20 protein-coding genes and 1 riboswitch are annotated in these 19,716 nt (G+C 73.4%); of the genes, 5 read left to right on the top strand and 15 right to left on the bottom strand.

The window, feature by feature from the left end; all coding sequences use genetic code 11:
- Positions 1-209: 209 nt before the first annotated feature.
- Both VFJ21_07080 and VFJ21_07075 read left to right on the top strand, forming a co-directional pair.
- Positions 210-1,022, top strand: a complete 813-nt coding sequence (locus tag VFJ21_07080) for a ParA family protein (GenBank protein HET7406887.1) — start codon at positions 210-212, stop codon at positions 1,020-1,022.
- The gene (locus VFJ21_07075; GenBank protein ID HET7406886.1) at positions 1,019-1,966 is read left to right on the top strand and encodes a ParB/RepB/Spo0J family partition protein; all 948 of its coding nucleotides are present in this window, start codon (positions 1,019-1,021) and stop codon (positions 1,964-1,966) included. The genes VFJ21_07080 and VFJ21_07075 overlap by 4 nt, the downstream gene beginning before the upstream one ends.
- Positions 1,967-1,981: 15 nt before the next feature.
- On the opposite strand, the gene VFJ21_07070 is transcribed toward VFJ21_07075, so the two are convergent.
- Positions 1,982-2,929, bottom strand: a complete 948-nt coding sequence (locus VFJ21_07070) for a D-alanine--D-alanine ligase (protein HET7406885.1) — start codon at positions 2,927-2,929, stop codon at positions 1,982-1,984.
- 9 nt (positions 2,930-2,938) lie between these two features.
- The gene (locus VFJ21_07065) at positions 2,939-4,312 is read right to left on the bottom strand and encodes a PLP-dependent aminotransferase family protein (protein HET7406884.1); all 1,374 of its coding nucleotides are present in this window, start codon (positions 4,310-4,312) and stop codon (positions 2,939-2,941) included.
- 165 nt (positions 4,313-4,477) lie between these two features.
- Between VFJ21_07065 and VFJ21_07060 the strand changes: the two genes are divergently transcribed.
- Complete coding sequence (locus VFJ21_07060) at positions 4,478-4,624, top strand: hypothetical protein (protein ID HET7406883.1); 147 nt, start codon at positions 4,478-4,480, stop codon at positions 4,622-4,624.
- Complete coding sequence (locus VFJ21_07055; GenBank protein ID HET7406882.1) at positions 4,624-5,244, top strand: GNAT family N-acetyltransferase; 621 nt, start codon at positions 4,624-4,626, stop codon at positions 5,242-5,244. Before VFJ21_07060 ends, VFJ21_07055 begins: the two co-directional genes overlap by 1 nt.
- 20 nt (positions 5,245-5,264) lie before the next feature.
- Here the strand turns inward: VFJ21_07055 and VFJ21_07050 are convergent, their stop codons facing one another.
- The 3 genes from VFJ21_07050 to trxB are packed head-to-tail and all read right to left on the bottom strand — an operon-like array spanning position 5,265 to position 7,800.
- Positions 5,265-6,455, bottom strand: coding sequence for an N-acetylmuramoyl-L-alanine amidase (locus VFJ21_07050; protein ID HET7406881.1), 1,191 nt, complete (start codon positions 6,453-6,455; stop codon positions 5,265-5,267).
- Positions 6,456-6,488: 33 nt separating this feature from the next.
- Positions 6,489-6,815, bottom strand: coding sequence for a thioredoxin (trxA, locus tag VFJ21_07045; GenBank protein ID HET7406880.1), 327 nt, complete (start codon positions 6,813-6,815; stop codon positions 6,489-6,491).
- A 31-nt stretch (positions 6,816-6,846) separates the two neighbouring features.
- Positions 6,847-7,800 (bottom strand): thioredoxin-disulfide reductase, encoded by a 954-nt coding sequence (trxB, locus tag VFJ21_07040; GenBank protein ID HET7406879.1) that lies wholly within the window; start codon positions 7,798-7,800, stop codon positions 6,847-6,849.
- Positions 7,801-8,063: 263 nt separating this feature from the next.
- On the opposite strand from trxB, the gene VFJ21_07035 reads away from it, so the two are divergent.
- Complete coding sequence (locus VFJ21_07035) at positions 8,064-8,444, top strand: hypothetical protein (protein ID HET7406878.1); 381 nt, start codon at positions 8,064-8,066, stop codon at positions 8,442-8,444.
- A gap of 38 nt (positions 8,445-8,482) precedes the next feature.
- On the opposite strand, the gene VFJ21_07030 is transcribed toward VFJ21_07035, so the two are convergent.
- From VFJ21_07030 to VFJ21_06985, 10 genes are all read right to left on the bottom strand, one after another.
- The gene (locus VFJ21_07030) at positions 8,483-9,508 is read right to left on the bottom strand and encodes a hypothetical protein (protein ID HET7406877.1); all 1,026 of its coding nucleotides are present in this window, start codon (positions 9,506-9,508) and stop codon (positions 8,483-8,485) included.
- A complete protein-coding gene (gene sigM, locus VFJ21_07025; GenBank protein ID HET7406876.1) occupies positions 9,495-10,172 on the bottom strand; it encodes an RNA polymerase sigma factor SigM in 678 nt (225 codons plus the stop codon). Before sigM ends, VFJ21_07030 begins: the two co-directional genes overlap by 14 nt.
- A gap of 48 nt (positions 10,173-10,220) precedes the next feature.
- Positions 10,221-11,687, bottom strand: coding sequence for a hypothetical protein (locus tag VFJ21_07020; protein ID HET7406875.1), 1,467 nt, complete (start codon positions 11,685-11,687; stop codon positions 10,221-10,223).
- A gap of 55 nt (positions 11,688-11,742) precedes the next feature.
- On the bottom strand, positions 11,743-12,522 hold the full coding sequence (locus VFJ21_07015) for an NlpC/P60 family protein (GenBank protein ID HET7406874.1): 780 nt from the start codon (positions 12,520-12,522) through the stop codon (positions 11,743-11,745).
- 5 nt (positions 12,523-12,527) lie between these two features.
- Positions 12,528-12,691: riboswitch (cyclic di-AMP (ydaO/yuaA leader) on the bottom strand.
- 226 nt (positions 12,692-12,917) lie between these two features.
- A complete protein-coding gene (locus VFJ21_07010) occupies positions 12,918-14,003 on the bottom strand; it encodes an NlpC/P60 family protein (protein HET7406873.1) in 1,086 nt (361 codons plus the stop codon).
- Between the two features lie 89 nt (positions 14,004-14,092).
- Positions 14,093-14,506 carry a hypothetical protein gene (locus tag VFJ21_07005; protein HET7406872.1) on the bottom strand — a complete coding sequence of 138 codons (414 nt, stop codon included), beginning with the start codon at positions 14,504-14,506 and terminating at the stop codon, positions 14,093-14,095.
- A gap of 64 nt (positions 14,507-14,570) precedes the next feature.
- The gene (gene murJ, locus VFJ21_07000) at positions 14,571-16,229 is read right to left on the bottom strand and encodes a murein biosynthesis integral membrane protein MurJ (protein HET7406871.1); all 1,659 of its coding nucleotides are present in this window, start codon (positions 16,227-16,229) and stop codon (positions 14,571-14,573) included.
- Entirely contained in the window at positions 16,226-18,523 is a 2,298-nt protein-coding gene (locus tag VFJ21_06995) for a DUF6049 family protein (GenBank protein ID HET7406870.1), read from the bottom strand. The genes murJ and VFJ21_06995 overlap by 4 nt, the downstream gene beginning before the upstream one ends.
- Positions 18,520-18,918, bottom strand: a complete 399-nt coding sequence (locus VFJ21_06990) for an NUDIX hydrolase (GenBank protein ID HET7406869.1) — start codon at positions 18,916-18,918, stop codon at positions 18,520-18,522. Before VFJ21_06990 ends, VFJ21_06995 begins: the two co-directional genes overlap by 4 nt.
- 101 nt (positions 18,919-19,019) lie before the next feature.
- A complete protein-coding gene (locus tag VFJ21_06985) occupies positions 19,020-19,622 on the bottom strand; it encodes a YbaK/EbsC family protein (GenBank protein ID HET7406868.1) in 603 nt (200 codons plus the stop codon).
- Between the last annotated feature and the right edge of the window lie 94 nt (positions 19,623-19,716).

The following is a 19,716-nucleotide window of genomic DNA, read 5'->3' as shown; positions in this document are numbered from 1 at the left end:
CTCCGGCGGTGGCCGGTCGAAGCAGCCGACGTGGTTACGTGCGGTGAGGGGGTTGTGGAGACGCCGACCACGGTGGTGCGAGTCCGGCTAGGGTCGGCGCCGACACGGCGGGGCCGTCCCGGGGCGGCTTCCGGTGCCAGGTCGCGGAAGGGAGGCGTGGGGTGAGCGAAGGGCCGACGGCGGTCGTTTCACGTGAAACACGCGCCACCCTGGCCGCGGGCGAGCCCTGGCCGCGTCCGTCACACGCCCGGATCATGACCGTCGCCAACCAGAAGGGCGGGGTCGGCAAGACCACGTCGGCGGTCAACCTCGCCGTCGCACTGGCGGCGGGCGGGCTACGCGTGCTGGCCATCGACCTCGACCCGCAGGGCAACGCGACGACTGCCTTCGGGATCGACCGGGAACCGGGGATGCCGTCGGTCTACGACGTCATCATGGGCGAACGCACGATTGCCGAGGTCGTGCGGCCCGCCGGCGACGCGACCGGCGTGTCCTGCGTGCCGGCCACGGTGGACCTGGCCGGCGCGGAGATCGAGCTCGTGTCCACCGTCGCCCGGGAGATGCGCCTGCAGCGCGCGGTCGCCGCGGTCGCCGCCGACTACGACTACGTGCTCATCGACTGCCCCCCCTCGCTGGGATTGCTGACGGTCAACGCGCTGGTGGCGGCGGCTGAGGTGCTGATCCCGATCCAGTGCGAGTACTACGCGCTGGAAGGACTGGGCGCGTTGCTGGGCAACGTCGAGCTCGTGCGAGCACACCTCAATCCGCAGCTGCGGGTCTCGACGATCCTGCTGACGATGTACGACGCACGCACGCGTCTCGCCGACCAGGTCGCCGCCGAGGTGCGCCAGCACTTCCCGGACATCGTGCTCACGTCGACGATCCCGCGCAGCGTGCGGATATCCGAGGCGCCGGGCTTCGGTCAGTCGGTGCTCACCTACGACCCGGCATCGCGAGGCGCCCGAGCCTACGTCGCCGCCGCACAGGAGATCGCTCAGCGAGGGGTGGAGGAACGACCGTGAGTGCTCGCCGTGGCGGCCTCGGCCGCGGGCTCGGCGCCCTGATTCCCACGGCTGCTGCCGGCACCGGCCCCGAGGGCGCCGCCGAGACGGTCCCCGGCGCGCGGTTCGCTGCGGTGCCGGTCACGGCGATCGAGCCGAACCCGCGGCAACCCCGTGACGCCTTCGACGAGGAGGCCATGGCCGAGCTGGTCACCAGCATTCGCGAAGTGGGACTCCTGCAGCCGGTGGTGGTCCGCCCGCTCGGCGACGAGCGCTACCAGCTCGTCATGGGGGAGCGACGCTGGCGAGCGGCTCGCGAGGCCGGTCTCGACGAGGTGCCGGCCATCGTCCGGGAGACCGGCGACGACCACATGCTCCGTGACGCGCTGCTCGAGAACCTGCACCGCCAGCAGCTCAATCCACTCGAGGAGGCGGCGGCGTACGAGCAGCTGCTCGGGGACTTCGGGACCACGCACGAGGAGCTGGCCGCCCGCATCGGGCGGTCCCGCTCGCAGGTGACCAACACGCTGCGGCTGCTGCGCCTGCCGCTACCGGTGCAGCGCCGGGTGGCGGCAGGCGTGTTGAGCGCCGGGCACGCCCGGGCTCTGCTGGCGCTGGAGGATCCCGAGGCCCAGGAGCGGTTGGCCGCCCGCATCGTCGCCGAGGGGTTGTCGGTGCGTGCCGTCGAGGAGATGGTCGCCGTCGGCGACGTGCCGGCGGCCCCCCGCTCGCGGCGCGGCGCCGCCGGACGTCGAAGCCTGAGCGAGGTCGCCGCGGCCTTGTCCGACCGTTACGAGACCCGGGTCAAGGTCGAGGTCGGCCGGAGCAAGGGCAAGCTGGTCGTGGAGTTCGGATCGATGGAGGACCTGCAGCGGATCCTCGACGTGATGGCACCGGGAGTTGCCGCGGAGGCCTTGCCCGGTGGCGACGAGCCGGTAGACCGGGACGAACCGGCCGTTTCCTGACGAATTGGACCGGGATCAGGCCCGGCCGGCCGCCTGCTGGAGCAGGTCGCGGCACAGGGTGCCGAGGTCGATGTCGGCGGCATCGGCCGACAACGGCAGCAGCGACGTCTCCGTCATCCCTGGCGAGACGTTGACCTCGAGGAAGTGCGCCACCCCGTCGGCGACGATGAGGTCCGTGCGCGAGAGGTCGCGCAGGCCGAGGGCGCGGTGGGCGGTCAGCGCCGCGTCGGCGGCCGCGGACGCCTCTTCCGGGGTCAGCCGCGCAGGGCAGTGGTACTCCGTCATCCCGGCCGTATAGCGCGCGGCGTAGTCGAAGGCGCCCTCCAGCGGGGTGATCTCGGTGGCCGGCAGCGCGACCGGCCCGCTTCCGGTGTCGATGACGCTGACCGCCACCTCGACCCCGGTGACGAACGCTTCGACCAGGGCAACCTCGCCGTAGGAGAAGCAGCCGACCATCGCGCTCGGGAGCTCCTCCCGGGTGCGGACGACTCCGGCGCCGAGGGCGGAACCGCCGCGAGCCGGCTTGACCATCAGGGGCAGGCCGAGTCGCTCGACGATCCGGTCGAGCACGACCGAGGCCCCCAGCTCGCGGAAGGTGGCGTGCGGTAGGGCCACCGACCCCGGGGTGAGCAGACCGGCCGCCCGCACTGCCGCCTTGGCGCTCGGCTTGTCGAAGGCCAGCCGGCAGGCGGCGGCGTCGGAGCCGACGTAGGGCAGGCCCATCAGGTCGAGCACGTCGCGGATGGCGCCGTCCTCCCCGGTGGCTCCGTGCAGGGCGATGAAGATCGCCGACGGCGGGTCGGCCGTCAGCGCCGGCAGCAGCCCTGGGTCGACATCGGCGAGCTCGGCCTCGACGCCGATGGTCCGTAGCGCGTCGACGACGCGGCGTCCGGAGTGCAGGGACACCTCTCGCTCGTAGGACAGGCCGCCCGCCAGCACCAGCACGCGGTCGAGGTCGCTCATGCTGCTCCTCTAGGAGAGGTCGGGGCCGGGGGCGCTGGCGGAGGTGGGCTGCGCCGGTCCCGGCATCAGGCCGGCGGGCGGTGGCTGCACGCCGAACGTCTCGAGCAGCTCCATCTCCTCTTCGAGCACCCCCGCGAGCCGGCGTACGCCCTCGTGGATGCGGTCGGGGTCGGGGTAGCAGTAGGACAGGCGCATGTGGCCGGCGCCGCCACCGTCGGCGTAGAAGGCGATGCCGGGGACGTAGGCGACGCGGGCCTGCACCGCCCGCGGCAGCATCGCCTTGGCATCGACTCCCTCGGGCAACGTGGCCCAGACGTAGAACCCGCCGGTCGGCTTGGTCCATGTGCAGGTCGCGGGCAGCAGCTGTTCCAGTGACGAAAGCATCGCGTCACGACGTTCTCGGTAGATCTCGCGGTAGACCTTGATCTGCTGCTGCCAGGGCTGGGTCGCGAGATACTCCGCCACGATCGCCTGGGTGTAGGAGGGCGGGCACAGCACGCTCGCCTCCGCGGCGAGGACGAGCTTCTCCTTCACCCCGCGCGGCGCGAGCGCCCAGCCGACGCGTAACCCGGACGCGAACGTCTTGGAGAACGACCCGAGGTAGATGATGCCGTCCTCCTGCTCGGCGCGCAGCGCGGGCAGCGGGTCGCCGTCGAAGCCGAGCAAGCCGTAGGGGTTGTCCTCGAGGATCAGCAGGTTGGCGGCCTGGCAGATGCGGCTGATCTCGCGGCGGCGCTCCAGCGCCAGCGAGACTCCCGCCGGATTGTGGTAGTTCGGCACGGTGTAGAGGAACTTCGCCCGCCGGCCTTCGCGGGCGAGGCGGTCGATCGCCTCCTGCAGGGCTCCCGGCACCAGCCCGTCGTCGTCGAGCGGGACGTGCACGACGTCGACCTGGTAGGACGCGAACGTCCCGAGCGCGCCGACGTAGGACGGGGCCTCGGCGAGCACCACGTCGCCCGGGTCGCAGAAGATGCGGGTGACCAGGTCGAGCGCCTGCTGCGAGCCCACGGTGACGACGACGTCGTCGGGCCCGGCCTGGATGCCTTCGAGCGCCATCACCTGGCAGATCGCCTCGCGCAGCACGGGGTTGCCCTGACCGGAGCCGTACTGCAGCGCGGTCACGCCGGTGCGGGCGGTCAGTTCACCGATCATGTCGGCGATGGCGTTCATGGGCAGCGCCGCCAGGTAGGGCATCCCCCCGGCGAGCGACACGACCTCGGGTCGGGAAGCCACGGCGAACAGCGCCCGGATCTCGGAGGCGGTCATCCCCCGGGTGCGGGCGGCGTAGCGGTCGACGTAGGGGTCGAGCCGGTTGGCGGAGCCTGCGGCCGGCGGCACTCCGGTGGGGGACGATCCGCCGGTGGCCGGCGTGGGGACGGACACGGAGGCGCTCCTTCCCGTTGCAGGCGCCACTCGGAGTGTGTGTTCAGGTTACCGCCGGCGCGGGCGCGCACCTTCTCTATTTCGGCCGCCGCCGTTAGCATCGAACCCGGTTGCGCGCCGTGTGGGGACCGGCGCTTCAGTCATCGCCTGTCGCCAGGAGCGCCCGTGCCGTCGCCGAGGCTGGTCGCACGAATTGCCACCGGCGTGCTGCTCGGCCTCGCGCTGGGCTTCCTCGGTGCGTTGCTCACCGTGTCCGACGACGCCGATGCGGCCGGTGGTTCGCCCGCCGGGGCGCCCGAGGAGGCGGCCTGATGGGCCGGCGGCTGGCAAACGTCACTCTGGACAACCTCGACGACCTGCCGAGCCGTTGTCGTTCCTGCGTCTTCTGGGAGCTCGACCCGGTCGCCCGCGGTCGGGCCGAGGACGCCGGTGACGTCTCCCTCGAGAAGGAAGCGTGGGTCTCGGCCACGCTGCTCGAGTGGGGCAGCTGCGGCAAGATCGCCTACGTCGACGGGGTGCCTGCCGGCTTCGTGCTCTTCGCTCCCCCGGCCTACGTCCCGCGGTCGGTGGCCTTCCCGACCAGCCCCGTCAGTGCTGATGCGGTGCTGCTCATGACGGCGCACGTGCTGTCGGAGTTCGCCGACGGCGGGCTCGGCCGAATGCTGCTGCAGGGCGTGGCGAAGGACCTGACCCGGCGAGGGTTGAAGGCGATCGAAGCGTTCGGCGATGCGCGGTGGAAGGAGATCGGCCACTGCGTGCTGCCCGCCGACTACCTGCGGGCGGTCGGTTTCAAGACCGTGCGCCCGCACCATCGCTACCCCCGGCTGCGCCTCGAGCTGAAGAACGCCGTGTCATGGCGGGAGGACGTCGAGGTCGCACTGGAGCGGCTGCTGGGTTCGATGTCGCCCGAAACGGCGCTGCGCCCGGTCTGACGGCAGCAGTGGGTCCGGTGTCAGCCCGCGGCGGCCAGCCCCGCGCTGCCTGCGCTGCGGAGCTCCTCGAGCTCGGGGGTCAGGTAGAGGCGGTGGACCGCGGCCACGATGCCCTCGGCGACGGTGTCGCGGAACTCCGGGCTGGCCAGCCGCGCGGCATCGCCGGCGTGTGACAGGTAGCCGACCTCGACGCGTACGGCGGGCATGCGGGTCAACCGCAGCAGCTCCCAGGTCTTCGGGTGCGTCCGGCAGTCGAGCAGGTCGGTGCGCTCGGTCAGCTCGTGCTGGATCAGGCCGGCGAGCCGTGCGCCCACCGCCGACCCCGTGCCCCGGCTACGTGCGTGCGGGCGGCCGCTGACCTGGACGGGCTGTGCCTTCGCCGGCTGCCGCTCCGCCGTGCCGTAGTAGTAGGTGGCCGCGCCGTGGCACTTCGGGCTGCTCCCGCGATCGACGTGCAGGGACAGGAACAGGTCGGCGTGCGCTTCGTTGGCGAAGGCAGCGCGATCGCTGTCCGACGGGTTCGCGTCGGGACCGCGGGTGAGGAACGCGGTCACCCCGGTCGCGCCGAGCCGGCCTTCGAGGCGGTTCGCCAGGTCCCACACCACGGCAGCCTCGGCCAGCCCGTGGCCCTCTCCGCCGGGATCGTCGCCGCCGTGACCGGGGTCGATGACGACGAACTTGCCCGCCGGGGTCGGACCGGCCGCCAGGAGCTGCTCCTCCTCCCGGATCCGCTCGGGTGAGCCGCCCACCACCGTGCGGGCCAGCCGGTGCAGCGCCTTGAGGGTGCGCGGCCCGCACGTGCCGTCGGCGGGCAGCCCGATGTTGCGCTGGAACTCCCGCAGAGCCGCTTCGGTGCGGGAACCGAACATGCCGTCGCAGCGCCCCGGGTCGAAGCCGAGCTGGAGGAGGCGGTGCTGCAGCTCGGCCACGTCGTCGCCGACGAACAGGCGGCTGGCGCCGTGGCTGAGCACCCGGTCGCCCAACCGCCACCGCGCCTCGTCGAGGGCGCGGTAGGTCTCGGGTCCGACGATGCCGTCGACCCGCAGCCCGCGCTCCTGCTGGAAGCCACGGACCGCGCGGTCGCAGGCGTCGTCGAAGACGGCGTCGTCGTGCTCGGTGGCCGAGGGGTCACCGAGGAACCCGAGCGCGCCGAGCTTGCTCCGGATCTCGGCGACGATCGGGCCGGTCGACCCGCGCCGGATCAGCTCCATGGGGATCTCATGCCGCAGCGGGGGGCGCGGCGATCAGATGAACTGGTCGAGATCCTTCAGCAGCGCCGACTTCGGCTTGGCGCCGACGATGTTCTTCACGATCTCGCCGCCGGAGAACACCGACATCGTCGGGATCGACATGATCTGGTAGCGCCGGGCGATCTCGGGGTTCTCGTCGATGTTCACCTTCGCCACCGTGATCTTGTCGGCGTGCTCGCTGGCGATCTCGTCGAGGATCGGCGCGACCATCTTGCAGGGTCCGCACCATTCGGCCCAGAAGTCGACGAGCACCGGCTTCTCGCTGCCGAGGACGTCGGTGTCGAAGCTGCTGTCGGTCACGGTCTTGGTAGCGGCACCCATGGGGTCTCCTGTCGTTGGTTCGGGTGGTGCGTCAGTCTGACTGGGCGGCGAGCCAGCGCTCGGCGTCGAGCGCCGCGGCGCAGCCGGTGCCCGCCGCCGTGATCGCCTGGCGGTAGGTGTGGTCGACGAGGTCGCCGCAGGCGAACACGCCGGGCAGGTTCGTGCGCGTGCTCGGCGCGTCGACGACGACGTACCCGGCGTCGTCGAGGTCGATCTGCCCTCGCACGATGTCGCTGCGCGGGTCGTGCCCGATCGCGACGAACATGCCGGTCACGTCGAGCGTCGACTCCTCGCCGGTGCCGACGTTGCGCAGCTGCAGACCGGTGACCTTGTCGTCGCCGAGGACGTCGACGACCTCGGTGTCCCAGAGGAACCGGATCTTCGGGTCCTGCAGCGCGCGGTCCTGCATGATCTTGCTCGCTCGTAGCGTGTCGCGGCGGTGGATGACGGTCACCGACCGGGCGAACCTGGTGAGGAAGGTCGCCTCCTCCATCGCCGAGTCGCCGCCGCCGATGACCGCGATGTCCTGCTCACGGAAGAAGAAGCCGTCGCAGGTCGCGCAGGCGGAGACGCCGTGACCGAGCAGGCGGGCCTCGTTGGGGAGGTCGAGGTAGCGGTACTTGGACCCCATCGCGAGGATCACGGCGTGCGCGGCGTAGGTCGTGTCGCCGACCCGCACGATCTTCGGGTCGCTGGTCAGGTCGACCTCGGTGACGTCGTCGGTGACGAACTGCGCGCCGAACTTCTCGGCCTGCTTGCGCAGGTTGTCCATGAGGTCCGGACCCATGATCCCGTCGGGGAAGCCCGGGAAGTTCTCGACGTCGGTCGTCTGCATGAGCGCCCCGCCGAACTGCGCGCCCTCGATCACCACCGGCGCGAGGTTGGCCCGGGCGGTGTAGACCGCGGCCGTGTAACCGGCCGGTCCCGACCCGATGATGACGACCTCGTGCGTGGTCGCACCGGGGTTGCGCGGCTCGTGCGTCATGCGTCTGGTCCTTCGTTCGGCGTCCAGCCCGGGAACGCAATCCTACGGACGGAGATTCCCGCAGCCGGGCATGCGCAGCGTGGCAGGGTGATCGCATGCCGCCGGCCTCCGTTCCCCACGCGGAGCGGTGCGCGGTGCACCCGGCCCGGCCCGCCGTCGACCACTGTTCGGCCTGCGGTGCGCCCCGCTGCGGGAGTGACGCCGCGGCGGCCCCCGGCGGGGGCTGCTTGGCCTGTCAGGGCGGCCGGGCGGCTGCCACTCCGGTGGCCGAGGTCCCGCTCGGCGAGGGCCTGATCCGGGGAGCGCTCGCGGCCCTGCCGGTCGCGGTCGTGGGCGGCGCCGTCACCAGCGAGTACGTCGGCACCGGTGCGTTCGCCGTCATCACGCCGTTCCTGCTCGGCGTGGCCTGCGGCGCCGCCGCGATCGCTGCTGCCGGCCGGGTGCCACGCCCGGCCGGCCTGCGGTGGGTGCGGCTGGTGGGGGTGCTGTTTGCGCTCATCGGTACGGCGTACGGCTATCGCTTCGTCGTCGGCGGCGAGGACCCGTTCGGTCCCGCGGGGTCACGGATCGGCCCTTACGTCGCTGCCGCCGTCGGGGCGTGGCTCTGGACCGTGCCGCCCCGCAGACGCCGGCGTGGACGGTAGGCGACGAGAGCACCGCCACCCGAGAGCCGGGGAGCGATTTACGCGCGGGGGACGCGTTGCCAGAAGAGCACGTCGTTGCCCGGCGTGCGGCCGCAGCCAGGCCCGACCACCCATGCCTCGACGTCGGCCGGGTGGCCGGGGCTCGGCAGCACGATCACGGCGGCGGGCCGGTCGTTGAAGCGCGCGATGTCGACCGCGAGCGGCACCGCGCCCGACCGCGAGCCGCTCAGCGCGGCGATGCACGCGAACAGCACGGCGGGCTGCTGGGCGAGCGGGTCCATCACCGACAGGCTGGTCAGCCCGCTCTTCGCCTCGCTCGCCCCGGCGGCGCTCGTCGGCGCCGGTGGCGCCGGTGGCGCGGGGCTGCCGGCGGTGCCCGCGACTGCCTGGTCGCTGCCGCTGTTGTAGAGCGGTGCGGCGTGCGGAGCCCCGGCCGGCGAGCCGATCAGTGCGGGTATCGCGGCCGCGAGCGAGGCCTTGGTGTAGTCGGCGCCGCTGTGCGTCGTGGCGTAGGTGTGCGGTGGCGCCGCGAGCGTGGCCCCGCCGGAGTTGCCGGCCGACGTCTGGCTGTGCGCGTCACCGCCGTTGCGCAGGTGCAGCGCACCGGCCACGACACCGCCGACCAGCAGCACGACCGCGGCCGCCGCGGCGAGTGCGGCCAGGCCGGTGCCGGTCCGGCCGGTGCGCCAGCGCCGCCAGCGCGACGTCGAGCCCAGGGGGCGGCCCACTGTCGTCATGGCGGGCGCAGGCTGCTGCAGCGAGGGTGCGGCGACAGGTGTCGGCTCCGCGCCCCGGCCGGCGGCCTCCTCGCGCAGCGCCTCCTCGAGGCGTGCCAGCACGTCGTCGGGCATGCGCACCGGGGGCAGGTCGTGCAGCAGGCGGGCGACGTCGTCGTACGACGTGAGACGGCTCCGGCACTCGGCGCAGCCGTCGAGGTGCCGGCGTACGCCATCGGCGACAGGCGCCGCGAGCTGGCTGGCGCCGAAGTCGGCGAGCGTGTCGACGTCGGGGTGCTCGACCGCCGACGGCTCGGGCGGCCGGTCGGAGGCGTCAGGGCGTGACATCGCTGCCGACCTCCTCTCCCGGCGGGGCGGGCGCGTCCGCCTGTGCAGGTAGGACGGACCCGCCCGGGGTGGGGTTCCCGCCGGGCCGCAGATGCGCCAGCGACTCGGCCAGGCGGGCCCGCCCACGCGCGCAGCGGCTCTTCACGGTGCCGGCGGGCACGTCGAGCATCGCGGCAGCGACATCGACGGGCCAGCCCTCGATGTCGACGAGGACCAGCGCGGTCGCCTGCTCGACGGGGAGGGCACGCAGGGCCGCGAGCACGTCGAGGGACAGCTCGCGCGCCCCGACGGCATCTCGCGGGTCGGCCGGAGCCCGCTCCTCGTCCGGCATCGCCACGGTCGGCCGGGCCGCCTTGCGGCGCATCCGGTCGACGCAGGCGTTGACCACGATCCGGTGCAGCCAGGTGCTGACCTGCGCCTCGCCGCGGAACGACGAGGCCGAGCGGAAGGCGGAGACCAGTGCGTCCTGCACGGCGTCGGCCGCGTCGTCGGGATCCCCGAGGGTGCGCACGGCGACGGCCCACAACCGGTCGCGGTGCCGCCGGACCAGGTCGGTGAAGGCGTCGGGATCGCCCGCCACGTGGCGGCGCATCAGCTCGCGGTCGTCCGGGCCGGAATCCTCGAGCGCCGGCGCGGCGAAGCCGTCAGCCGCCGGATCGCCCACGAGGTCAGGGTAGTCGCGGGACCCGTCCGGCGCGGACGAACCGGACGATCACGTCAGGAACGCCAGCTCGGCGATCCCGACGCCGTAACCGCCGTCCATGGGCGGCAGCTTCGTGATCCACAGCAGCCAGTAGCGCTGCGGCGGCCCCGTCACCGGGATCGTCGCCTCCTGCCCCGCGCCGGCCAGCCGGCCCACCGGCGTCGCGGTCGCCGGCTGGATGTCGAGGGAGTCAGCGGAGTAGACGGCGAGCGCCGCGCCCGGAGCGGTCAGCGACACCTTGACCTGCCGGATGGTCTGCGGCCGGCCGAGGTCGATGAGCAGGCCCACGCCCTTCTTCAGCCCGCCGAACTCGGGGCTGCCCTGGTAGCGGCTGGTGTACCACGCGGTGCTCGGGTCGTCGTCGGCGGCGAGCGGCGCCTCGGCGGAGTTCTCGTGCCCGTCGCCGTAGGGGTCGTAGTCGCGCAGCGCGACGATGCGCACGGGTGCGTGCTGGGCGGGGCGCTGCGACGGGCCCGGCGAGGCAGGGAGCGACAGCGCGGGAGCGGCGTTCTTCTGGCCCGGCACGCCGCCCAGATCGCTGCCCGCCTGCCAGGCCACGACGCCGATCGTCACGATCGCCGCCGCGGGGAGTGCCCGCGTCAGCAGCAGCTTCGGCCACCGGGAGGACCGCCGCGCGTTCGGCTCGGCGGCGGCGCCCGGTCTGCGGTGCGGGAGCGCGGCCAGCACGCCGGCGGCGCGGGCGGCGTCGTCGACCCGGCCGACCGCGCCCGCTCGCGGTGGGAGCAGCAGGCGCATCGTGGCGCCGTCGATCTCGCGGGCGAGGTTGTTCACCAGCTCGCGGGGCGGTACCGGGCGATCGCCGACGCGCGGGGCGGCGGCCAGTGCTGTGGCGGTGTCGGCCCGGGGCCAGTGCGCGGTGGTCGCCGCGTAGAGCAGGGCTCCCAGACCCCGTACGTCGTCGTCGGCCGGGTCGTCGCCCCAGGCGCTCGCGAGCGTCGCTGCGATCTCGAGGTCGGTCACCCGGACCGCCCCTTCGGGCAGCACGAACACGTTGTCCGGGTGCAGCGCCCCGTGAAAGGCGTCGACCGCCGCGGCCGCGGCCAGTGCCTGGGCGACCTCGTGCACGACCGCGACCGCCTCGGGACCGGGCAGCGGCCCGTCGCGCAGCAGGGCCGACAGCGGTGGTGCGTCGAGCCACTCGGTGACGACGTAGCCATACGCGGCGCCGGGCTCGGCGCGGGCGTCGTACATCCGCACCAACCGCGCGTCGCCGGCCCGGCTCGCGCGGGTCACCGCGTCGAGGACGAGGGCCGGATCGGCACCGTCACGGCCCAGCGGGAACGTCTTGACCGCCACGGGACGACCCAGCACGTCGTCGACGGCTCGCCACAAGGTCGCGTGCGAGCGCACCGCCCGCGCGCCGAGCAGCCGGTAGCGACCGTCGAGGAGGGCGTCGGGCCGTAGGTCGTCGAGCGGGCCGGTCGGCGCGTCCCGGCTCGACGGTGGTGTCGCCACCGTCACATGCTAGGGAACCGCGAGCCGGCCGGGACCGTCGCCGAGCCGCGTCCGGTCAGGCGAGCCGGCCGACGTAGTAGGACGACGAGTAGATGTTCTCCAGCCGGACGTAGTCGCCGGTGTGCGTCGCCGCCCAGATCTTGCCGTTGCCCGCGTAGAGGCCGACGTGGTAGATCCCGCTCCCGTTGTGGAAGAAGATCAGGTCGCCGGGCTGCTGCCGACCGGCCGGCACGTGCGCGACCTGGTTGTACTGGTCGGCCGCGCTGTGCGCGAGGTGCCGGCCGAACCGGCCCGCGACGTACATCGTGAAGCCCGAGCAGTCGAAGGCGTTGGGCCCCGCGGCGCCGTACTGGTACGGCGCGCCGTTGTGCCGGGCCGCCTCCTGCACGAGCTCCTGGCCGAGGCGCGGCCGGACCGGGTAGTCGGGGTTGACGCTGGCCGCCGGGGCATAGCTGCCGTCACCGCGGAACCGTGCCGTGAGGTACTCGGTGCGACTCGCCGAGTAGGGCACGGCGGCGTAACCATGCCCGTCGGTGGTGACGCTTCGCCACTGCCGCCACGGCTGGCTCTCCGACTCGCGCATGAAGATGAGGACGGTCTTGCCGGGCAGCTCGGTGCCACCGGAGACCAGCCGCAGGTAGATCGAGAACCGTTGGCCGTAGTTGACGTACTGGCTGCCCGGGCCGAAGTAGAGATGCGTGCCGGCACGCGTGTCGGTGGCGGCGTGGGCGGGTAGGGCGGTCGTGGCGATGGCTCCGGCCGTGGTGGCGGCGGTGAGCGTGGCGGTCAGGGCGGCGAGGGCGCGCGAGCGCGCAGAAGGACGCCTTGCAGGCACGGGGGATTCCCTTTCCCGAACGCCTGCGGGGTCAGCTGTCGGGTTCGGGCGGGGAAGGCTGCCCGGCCACCTGTGTCAGGTGGCTTCACCCCAAGATCTCCGGCGCCGTTGCCGGGAGATCGAAGGACCTTGGGTCCCCCGCTCCTGCCCCAGTCGGTGAGTGCGTGTGGTGTGCGGGGCGCATCACGACCGAGGGGCAGGATTCGGCGGTCCGGCCGGATGCGTGTTTGGGGTGGATGTCCCGGGCCACCTGGACCCGGGTTCGCGGTCGACCATAACCGAGCATCTCGGCGATGGGGCCGCGACTGGGCTGTCTGTGGGAAATCTCCTTCCTTTGGCGGGCGCCCGTCCGGGTGACGGGTGGACGGGGGGCGGAGTCCGAGTCGCCTAGTCCGTCAGGGTCCGTGGGCAGTCGGCCGGGTCGCTCCGACGAAACCGGTCAGGTAGACCGGCTGCACTCGCACGACGTCGCCGGTGTGCGGCGCCGCGATCATGTTGCCGCCACCGAGGTAGATGGCGACGTGGTGGATCGTCGAGGGGTCGCTCGGATCGGTCGCCCAGAACAGCAGGTCGCCGGGCGCGAGCTGCGCGAGACCCGGATGGGGTCCGGCGTTCCACTGGTCGGCGGCGACCCGCGGCAGCACGACACCCGCCTGGGCGTAGGCCCACTGGACCAGCCCGGAGCAGTCGAAGGTGTGCGGACCGGCCGCACCCCAGACGTACGGCGCGCCGAGCTGGGTCGTGGCGGCCGCGATGGCCGCCGCGGCGGCCGCATCCGGCGGCTGGCTGCCGCCGAGCAGTGACGGGTCGATCACGGCGGCCCGGGCGGCGGCGAGCCGGGCGGCGAAACCCTCGGCCGCGGCACGAGCGGCCGCCGCCTGCTGCGCGGCGACGAGCTGGGCGACCTGTGCATTAGCTCCGGCGAGCAGGGTCTGCTGCTGGGCGAGCAGCGACTGCACCGCGTCGGCCTGGTCCGCGGCCGCCTTCTGCAGCTTCGTCCGAACCTGCGCCAGGTCGCGCAGCTTCCGCTCGATGCGGGAGGCGTCGCCGAGGGCGCTGTTGGCGGCGTCGAGGTGGGAGCGGTCCGCGGCGACGACGGAGCGGACCGCCCGTAGCCGGGTCAGCGCATCGTCGATGTTGTCGGAGTCGAGCACCGTCGCGATCAGCGTCAGGGGGCCGCCGGACATGTACAGCGCGCGCACCCGCCGGTCGAGTGCGGTGGTGCCGCCGTGCACGGCGTTCTGGGCCGCCTCCAGCTGGCGCTGCGCGAGCACGTGCTGGGTGACGACTTGGGCCAGGTGGGCCTCGGTGGCGTCGTAGCGCTCGGTCGCCACCTCGGCCTGGGTCTGCAGCTGCGCGACCTCCGTCTGCAGGGCAGCGGCCTGGGCCCGGGCGTCCTGGACGCTCGGGTCGGCGGCGGCGGGCACCGCCTGGGCCAGACCGGCGACGAGCGCGGTCGCGGTCGACAGGACCCCGAGCACGGTCAGCGCTCGGCGATGCCCCGGTGGGCGTGTACCGGCGCCCGGTGGCGGCGCGGTGCGCACGCCGGTCGACGTCGGGTGACGGCGCACTAGTTGTCGCTCGGACTCGCGCTGCCCGATTCCACGACGACGGTGAGGTGGCGCAGTGGACCGATGTGTCGCATCAGCAGGGTGGTGGTCTCGCGCCGGACCTTCAGGGTCACCGTGCCGGTCGGGTCGATCGAGAAGCTGCTGGTCGGGATCGAGTCGTCGGGTTTGTCGGACAGGGACGAGACGGCAGCGTCGTACGCCTTCTGCAGGTCGTGGCTCTGGGCCCACGCGTCGCGCGCCGCGACGGCTGCCGTGCCCGCGTCGTCGGCCGCCCCGACCGCGCCCGCGGCGACGGAGATGCCGTCGAAGGCGACCACGCCGAAGAGGGCGAGGACGACGATGATGCGGGTCAGCCAGCCGATCACGATGTCCCCGTGCTCGGCGGCCGCCCACCCGGGCAGCAGCGGTCTCACGCTTAGGGGGTCGGCGCGCCGCTCGTCGGGCTTGAGCGAAGCGGGCCGAACGGCCGATCGCCGGCTAGCCGAAGCGGCGGCGCACCATGCCGGCTACCTGGCGCATTTCGGCCACCCGCATCCGCATTGCGGCCGCGACGTAGACCGGGGTGCCGAGCAACAGCCCGCCGAAGACTCCCACCCCCGCGCCGAGCGGCCCGTCGTCGAGGACGTGGACCGCCGCCGTGGCGACGACCCAGGCCACCGCGGTGCCGAGCATCGCCGCGACCGACAGGCGCACGTAGGTCTGCAGCAGCCGGGTGCGGCGCTCGGGGCGTTGCAGGCGGCGACGCAGCAGCGCGGTGAAGAGGATGAACCCGGCGATGTAGGAGACGGAGTAGCCGATCGCGAGCCCGACCACGCGGTCTCGCCCGTGCAGCGTGACGAAGAGGATCACGTCGACGACGACGTTGAGCACGGCGATCGCGACGTTGACGAGCGCGGGTGTCCGCGTGTCCTGCAGCGCGTAGAAGCCGCGCAGCTGCAGCTGGAACGCGGAGAAGGGCACCAGGCTCACCGCGTAGGCGGCGAGCACGGCGCCGATGAAGCGGGCCTGGTCGACGTCGATGTTCAGGTGGGCGAAGACGACGGTGGCGATCAGCGGCCCGAGCACGATGCACACCAGCTGAGCGGGGACGAGCAGGACCCCGGCGAGCTTGAGCCCGGTCGCGAGGTCGTCGGCCACCAGGTCGCGGCGCCCGGCGGTGGCCGCTCGGCTCATCCGTGGCAGGAGCGCGGTGATGACCGAGACGGCCACGATCGCGTGCGGCAGCTGTACGAGGAAGAACGCGTAGGTGTAGGCCGAGAACCCGCCCTGGTAGGCGCCTCGCGCCAGCCGGACGATCGCGATGAACGCCAGCTGGTTGGCCGCGACGTAGACCAGCACCCACCCGGCGAGGCGCGCCGCCCGACGCAGGCCGGAGTTGCGGAAGTCCCAACGCACCCGGAGCCGGAAGCCGGTGCGCCGAAGCGCGGGCAGCAGGGCGACGGTCTGTACGACGATGCCGAGAGTCGTCCCGAACCCGAGCACCCACGTCTGCGTGGTGGACAGGTGCCCTGGCTGCGGCGCCCCGGTCGTCACGGCGATGAACAGCAGGCCGGTCGCGATGACGACGATGTTGTTGAGGATCGGTGTCCACATCGGCGGTGCGAAGCTGTCGCGAGTGTTGAGGATCGCGCCGATCAGCGCGCCGAGACCGTAGAAGATGATCTGCGGCAGGAAGAACCGTGCGAACGTCGTCGCCAGGTCGACGGTGGCGGGGTCGCGCCCGCCGGTGTAGAGGCGAATGATCCACGGCGCGAGCAGTACCGCGACGGTGGTCGCCGCCGTGAGAGCAATCGCGACCAGGGTGAGCAGCCGCTGCGCGTAGGCCTCGCCGTCGTCGCCGTCGCGGGTCGCCGCCTCGACGACGAGGGGTACGACGACGCTCGTGAGCACGCCGCCCAGCAGCAGCTCGTAGACGACGTTGGGCAGCGTGTTGGCGACGTTGTAGGCGTCGCCGACCGCGAGCCCGATCGCGGTGGCGAGCACCACCGTGCGCAGGAAGCCGGTGGCGCGCGAGATGACGGTGCCGAGCGCCATCGCGGTGCTCGACCGGACGATGCCGCCCGTGCCCGGGCCGGCCTCGCCGATGTCGCCCGGGGTTCGACCGGCCGATCGGCCCGACGTCGTACCCGTGGTCACTGCGGGGCCTCGTGCGGATCGCGCCCCACTCGTCTGGCCCGGCGCGCCGCCAGCCCGCGCCGGGTCAGCCGCACGGCCACGGCGAGCAGCAGCACCGCGAGAGCCCCGCCCGAGATGCCGAGGGCCACGGTGCCGTAGGCCGTCGACCGCACGAGCAGCGTCTGCACCCGTCCGTAGGCGCGGGCGTCGGGCGTCGGGGTCAACAGCTGTGCACGCACGCGGAACACGCCGTTGGTCTGGGCCTGCATCCGGACTTCGAGCTGGGTCAGCTGGCCGGCGGCGAGCGTCTGCACCGCTCCGCTGTCGGTGACCTTGGCCCGCCCGCCCGCGTCGACGGCGAGGCGGACCCGGACCGGCTGGTCGAGCCTGTTGGCGACGGTGATCGGCACGGTGCCGCTGCTGCTGGTGAGGGTGACCAGGCCGCGCGAGACGATCTGCACCTTGCCGTAGTCGTCGGCCACGGTTGCCTCGGTGGCGTCCAGGAACGCCCGTCCGGTGCGCAGGTCGTCGCGCCAGGCGGTCGACTCCGCGCGCAGCCCGCCGAGGAAGAGCTCGCGCGCCGTCTGCGTCTTCGGGTCGGTGAAGATCGACTCGAGGTCGTTGATGCGGCCGCCCGTCGCGGCCACGTCGTTCAGGTAGCTCTGCGGCAGCTCGGCCCGCCGCTGCTTGGCCGGGTAGCTCAACTCGCCGCGCGGCGCGTCAGACGGCGGGGTGGCCCGGACGTCGTCGAGAGTGACCGGCGTCAGCCACGGCATCGTCGCGGTGTCGTCGAGCAACGCCTTGGCGTAGTGCGCCGGAGGCTGCCAGCGCCGGTCGGGGGCGACGACGACGTCGCGCTGCGAGCTCGGCAGCTCCTCGGTGAACAGCAGCGTCTCGGCCAGGAACCGCTGCTCGGCCCAGCGCGCGTCGGCCGGGTGGTTGACGCCGGCCATGATGCTGTCGTCGAGGGCACCGTCGGTGAGTACGACGTCGACCGTGCCGCCGGGTACGGCGAGCGTGGTGTGCGCGGTCGGCGTGTAGGTCACGTCGGAGTCGAGCGGCAGCGCGTCGCTGCGCAGGATCAGCCCGTCGACGCCGGCCCCGGTGAGCGTCTGCAGCGCGTCGGTCGTGACGTAGCCGCCGCTTGGCCATGCCTCGCGGGGCCCACCCGCCGCCGCGCCGAGCACCGCCCCGGCGATGTCCGTGCCGGAGAACATCGCCTGCTCCACGTCGGTGCCGAGCCCCGCGCGCACCAGCGCGTCGATGTCGACGTCGGCGTAGGGCAGGGTGACCACGTCGCCGCCGCGCACCGCGGCGCGCAGGTCGGTGAGCCACGAGGCGGCGGTGGCCTGCCCCGGGCCCTTCGTGATCTGCCCGCTGGACTGCCGGACCCGGTAACCGGCCGCCATGTGCGCCGCATCTTGAAGGAGCAGCGGGTCGACGACCCACGTGACCGGCACGACCGCGGGGGCTGGTGGGGCCGGCGGCGGGGGGGTGGTCGGGCCGGGCGACGGCGACGCGGCCGGTTGCCCGTCCGGGCCCCCCGGAGCGGCCGGCGGCCTGGCCGCGGTCGCCGGAGGATGCGCGGCCGCGACGGCCACGTCGAGCAGTCCGCGCAGCCGCCCGCCGTCGGCGAGATCGTGCGCGAGCGCGTCGTCACGGAAGATCGCCGTCGCGCCCCGGTGCGGCCGGTCCACGAGCGGCCACAGCCAGGCCAGTCCCGTCTTCGTGTCGATGCTGTGCGGCGGGGCCCAGGGCAGCGGGATGCGCAGCCGGCCGGCCGTGCCGTAGCCCCGCTGGTCGGTCGCGCCGCGGGCCTCGATGCCGAACGCGTAGACGCCGGGCCGGCCGAGGTCCAGGTCGTCGACGGCGACCGACAGGTGGAACGGCACCGAGGCGCCCGGCTTCAGCTCGCCGGGGTCGAGCACGACCTGCGACTGCGTGAGGCGTACGCCGATGAAGCCGTCGCGGTTGCCGCTCCAGGACGCCAGCAGGCTGCGGTTGCCGATGTAGCTGCCCAGGTCGAAGACCACGCGCAGCCGGGTCACCGTGTCGCTGCCGGTGTTGCGCAGCACCCCGTCGGCGACCAGCTGCTGGTGCGGCTGCGGCGCCTTGGGCTCCAGCCGGTCGAGCTGGACCTGCACCGGCAGCGCGTCGCTGTCGGTCGCGGCGGCGGCCGGCGGCGACGCGGGCGCCACCGACACGAGGGCGATCACCGCGAGGGCGACCGCTAGCAGGAGGCCGCCGGCCCGGTGACGTGCAGGGCGGCGGCGGCCCCGGCGCGCCCTCGTGGTGCGGCGCGCCGGACGCGTCATGCCGTGTCCGCCAGCAGGTCGGGCACCTTCTCGACGAGGCGGCGTTCGTCGGCGTAGGCCAGCCGGTCGACGACCTGGGTCAGGGGCACCCAGGCGACCTCGGCCACCTCGACGTCCTCGTCGGAGAGCTCACCGCCCTCGGCGACGAGCAGGTAGTGGTGCACGGTCTTGTGGATGCGCCGGCCCTCGGCGACGAACCAGAAGTCGATGACCCCGAGTGGCGCGATCACCCGCCCGGTGATGCCGGTCTCCTCGGCCACCTCGCGCACCGCCGTGTCCTCGGGTGTTTCGCCCTCCTCGACGTGGCCTTTGGGCAGCGACCACAGCAGCCGGCCGCGCCGGTCGACGCGGCCGATGAGCGCGGCCCGGACCCCCTCGCCGTCCCGGTCGACCACCAGGCCACCTGCCGATGTCTCCTCCACGCGCCGTAACCGGCGGCGGGGAGGACGGGGGGACGGCACCCCCCGATCGTAGTGCCGCGCGCCGCGGTGCCGGCTCAGTGACGAGGGTGGGCGGGGCGGCCCGCAAAGGTCAACTCGGGCGGGTTGGCGGCGGTCGCCGCCGGCTGCGTCGTGGTGACCTCGGGCACGGCCGAGAGGGCCGGGCGGGCCGGCGTACGCAGGTCGATCTCGGCGCCGGTCGTGAGCTCGACGAGGCGCGCGTCGCTCTCCGCCGCGAGGGTCGCGCTGGGAATGCCGATCACCGTGCCGCTGTCGCCAGTGGGCACGTAGAGCACTTCCTCGCGCAGCAGCACGAGGTCCATCAGCACGGTGACCTCCTCCGGCTGGAGCAGGGGAGAGGCCAGTGCCACGGCGTAGTCGGTGACCCGGTTGACGATCTCGGCGGGAGCCGCGGTGATCGTCGTCGCCTGGAGCGCGGTCAGGACCGCTGCCGGCCGCATGGTGGAGCCGGCGGGGACGACGGCGGCGACCAGCGCCTCGTCGACGAGGTAGTGGCGGACCACGGCGCACCGGTGGGCGGGCAGGCCCGTCGCGTCGGGGATCTCGTCGGCGGCCGCGATCGCCCGGGGCAGGCGCACCACCTCGTGGGCAACACCTCGGCCGAGCAGCGCACGGTGGATGTCCAGCACATCCTTCACGGCCGCCTCCGTGGGTCGCGCCCCCGAGTGACTGTGCCTTCCCCCCGCGCGACCGTAATCCGAACGGCGGTGCAGGGGAACCCCCAATCGGGCG

The organism is Mycobacteriales bacterium, from assembly GCA_035690485.1.
Classification (GTDB): Bacteria; Actinomycetota; Actinomycetes; order JAFAQI01; family DASSKL01; genus DASSKL01.
This window is presented reverse-complemented; position numbering and strand designations above follow the sequence as displayed.

What these genes read in the sequence shown, in the direction of transcription:
- trxB (HET7406879.1), bottom strand. Translation starts at nt 7,800, where the DNA reads ATGACGCACGAGCCGCGCAACCCCGGTGCGACCACGCACGAGGTCGTC.
- VFJ21_07055 (HET7406882.1), top strand. Translation starts at nt 4,624, where the DNA reads ATGGGCCGGCGGCTGGCAAACGTCACTCTGGACAACCTCGACGACCTG.
- VFJ21_07030 (HET7406877.1), bottom strand. Translation starts at nt 9,508, where the DNA reads ATGTCACGCCCTGACGCCTCCGACCGGCCGCCCGAGCCGTCGGCGGTC.
- VFJ21_07070 (HET7406885.1), bottom strand. Translation starts at nt 2,929, where the DNA reads ATGAGCGACCTCGACCGCGTGCTGGTGCTGGCGGGCGGCCTGTCCTAC.
- trxA (HET7406880.1), bottom strand. Translation starts at nt 6,815, where the DNA reads ATGGGTGCCGCTACCAAGACCGTGACCGACAGCAGCTTCGACACCGAC.
- VFJ21_07050 (HET7406881.1), bottom strand. Translation starts at nt 6,455, where the DNA reads ATGGAGCTGATCCGGCGCGGGTCGACCGGCCCGATCGTCGCCGAGATC.
- VFJ21_06995 (HET7406870.1), bottom strand. Translation starts at nt 18,523, where the DNA reads ATGACGCGTCCGGCGCGCCGCACCACGAGGGCGCGCCGGGGCCGCCGC.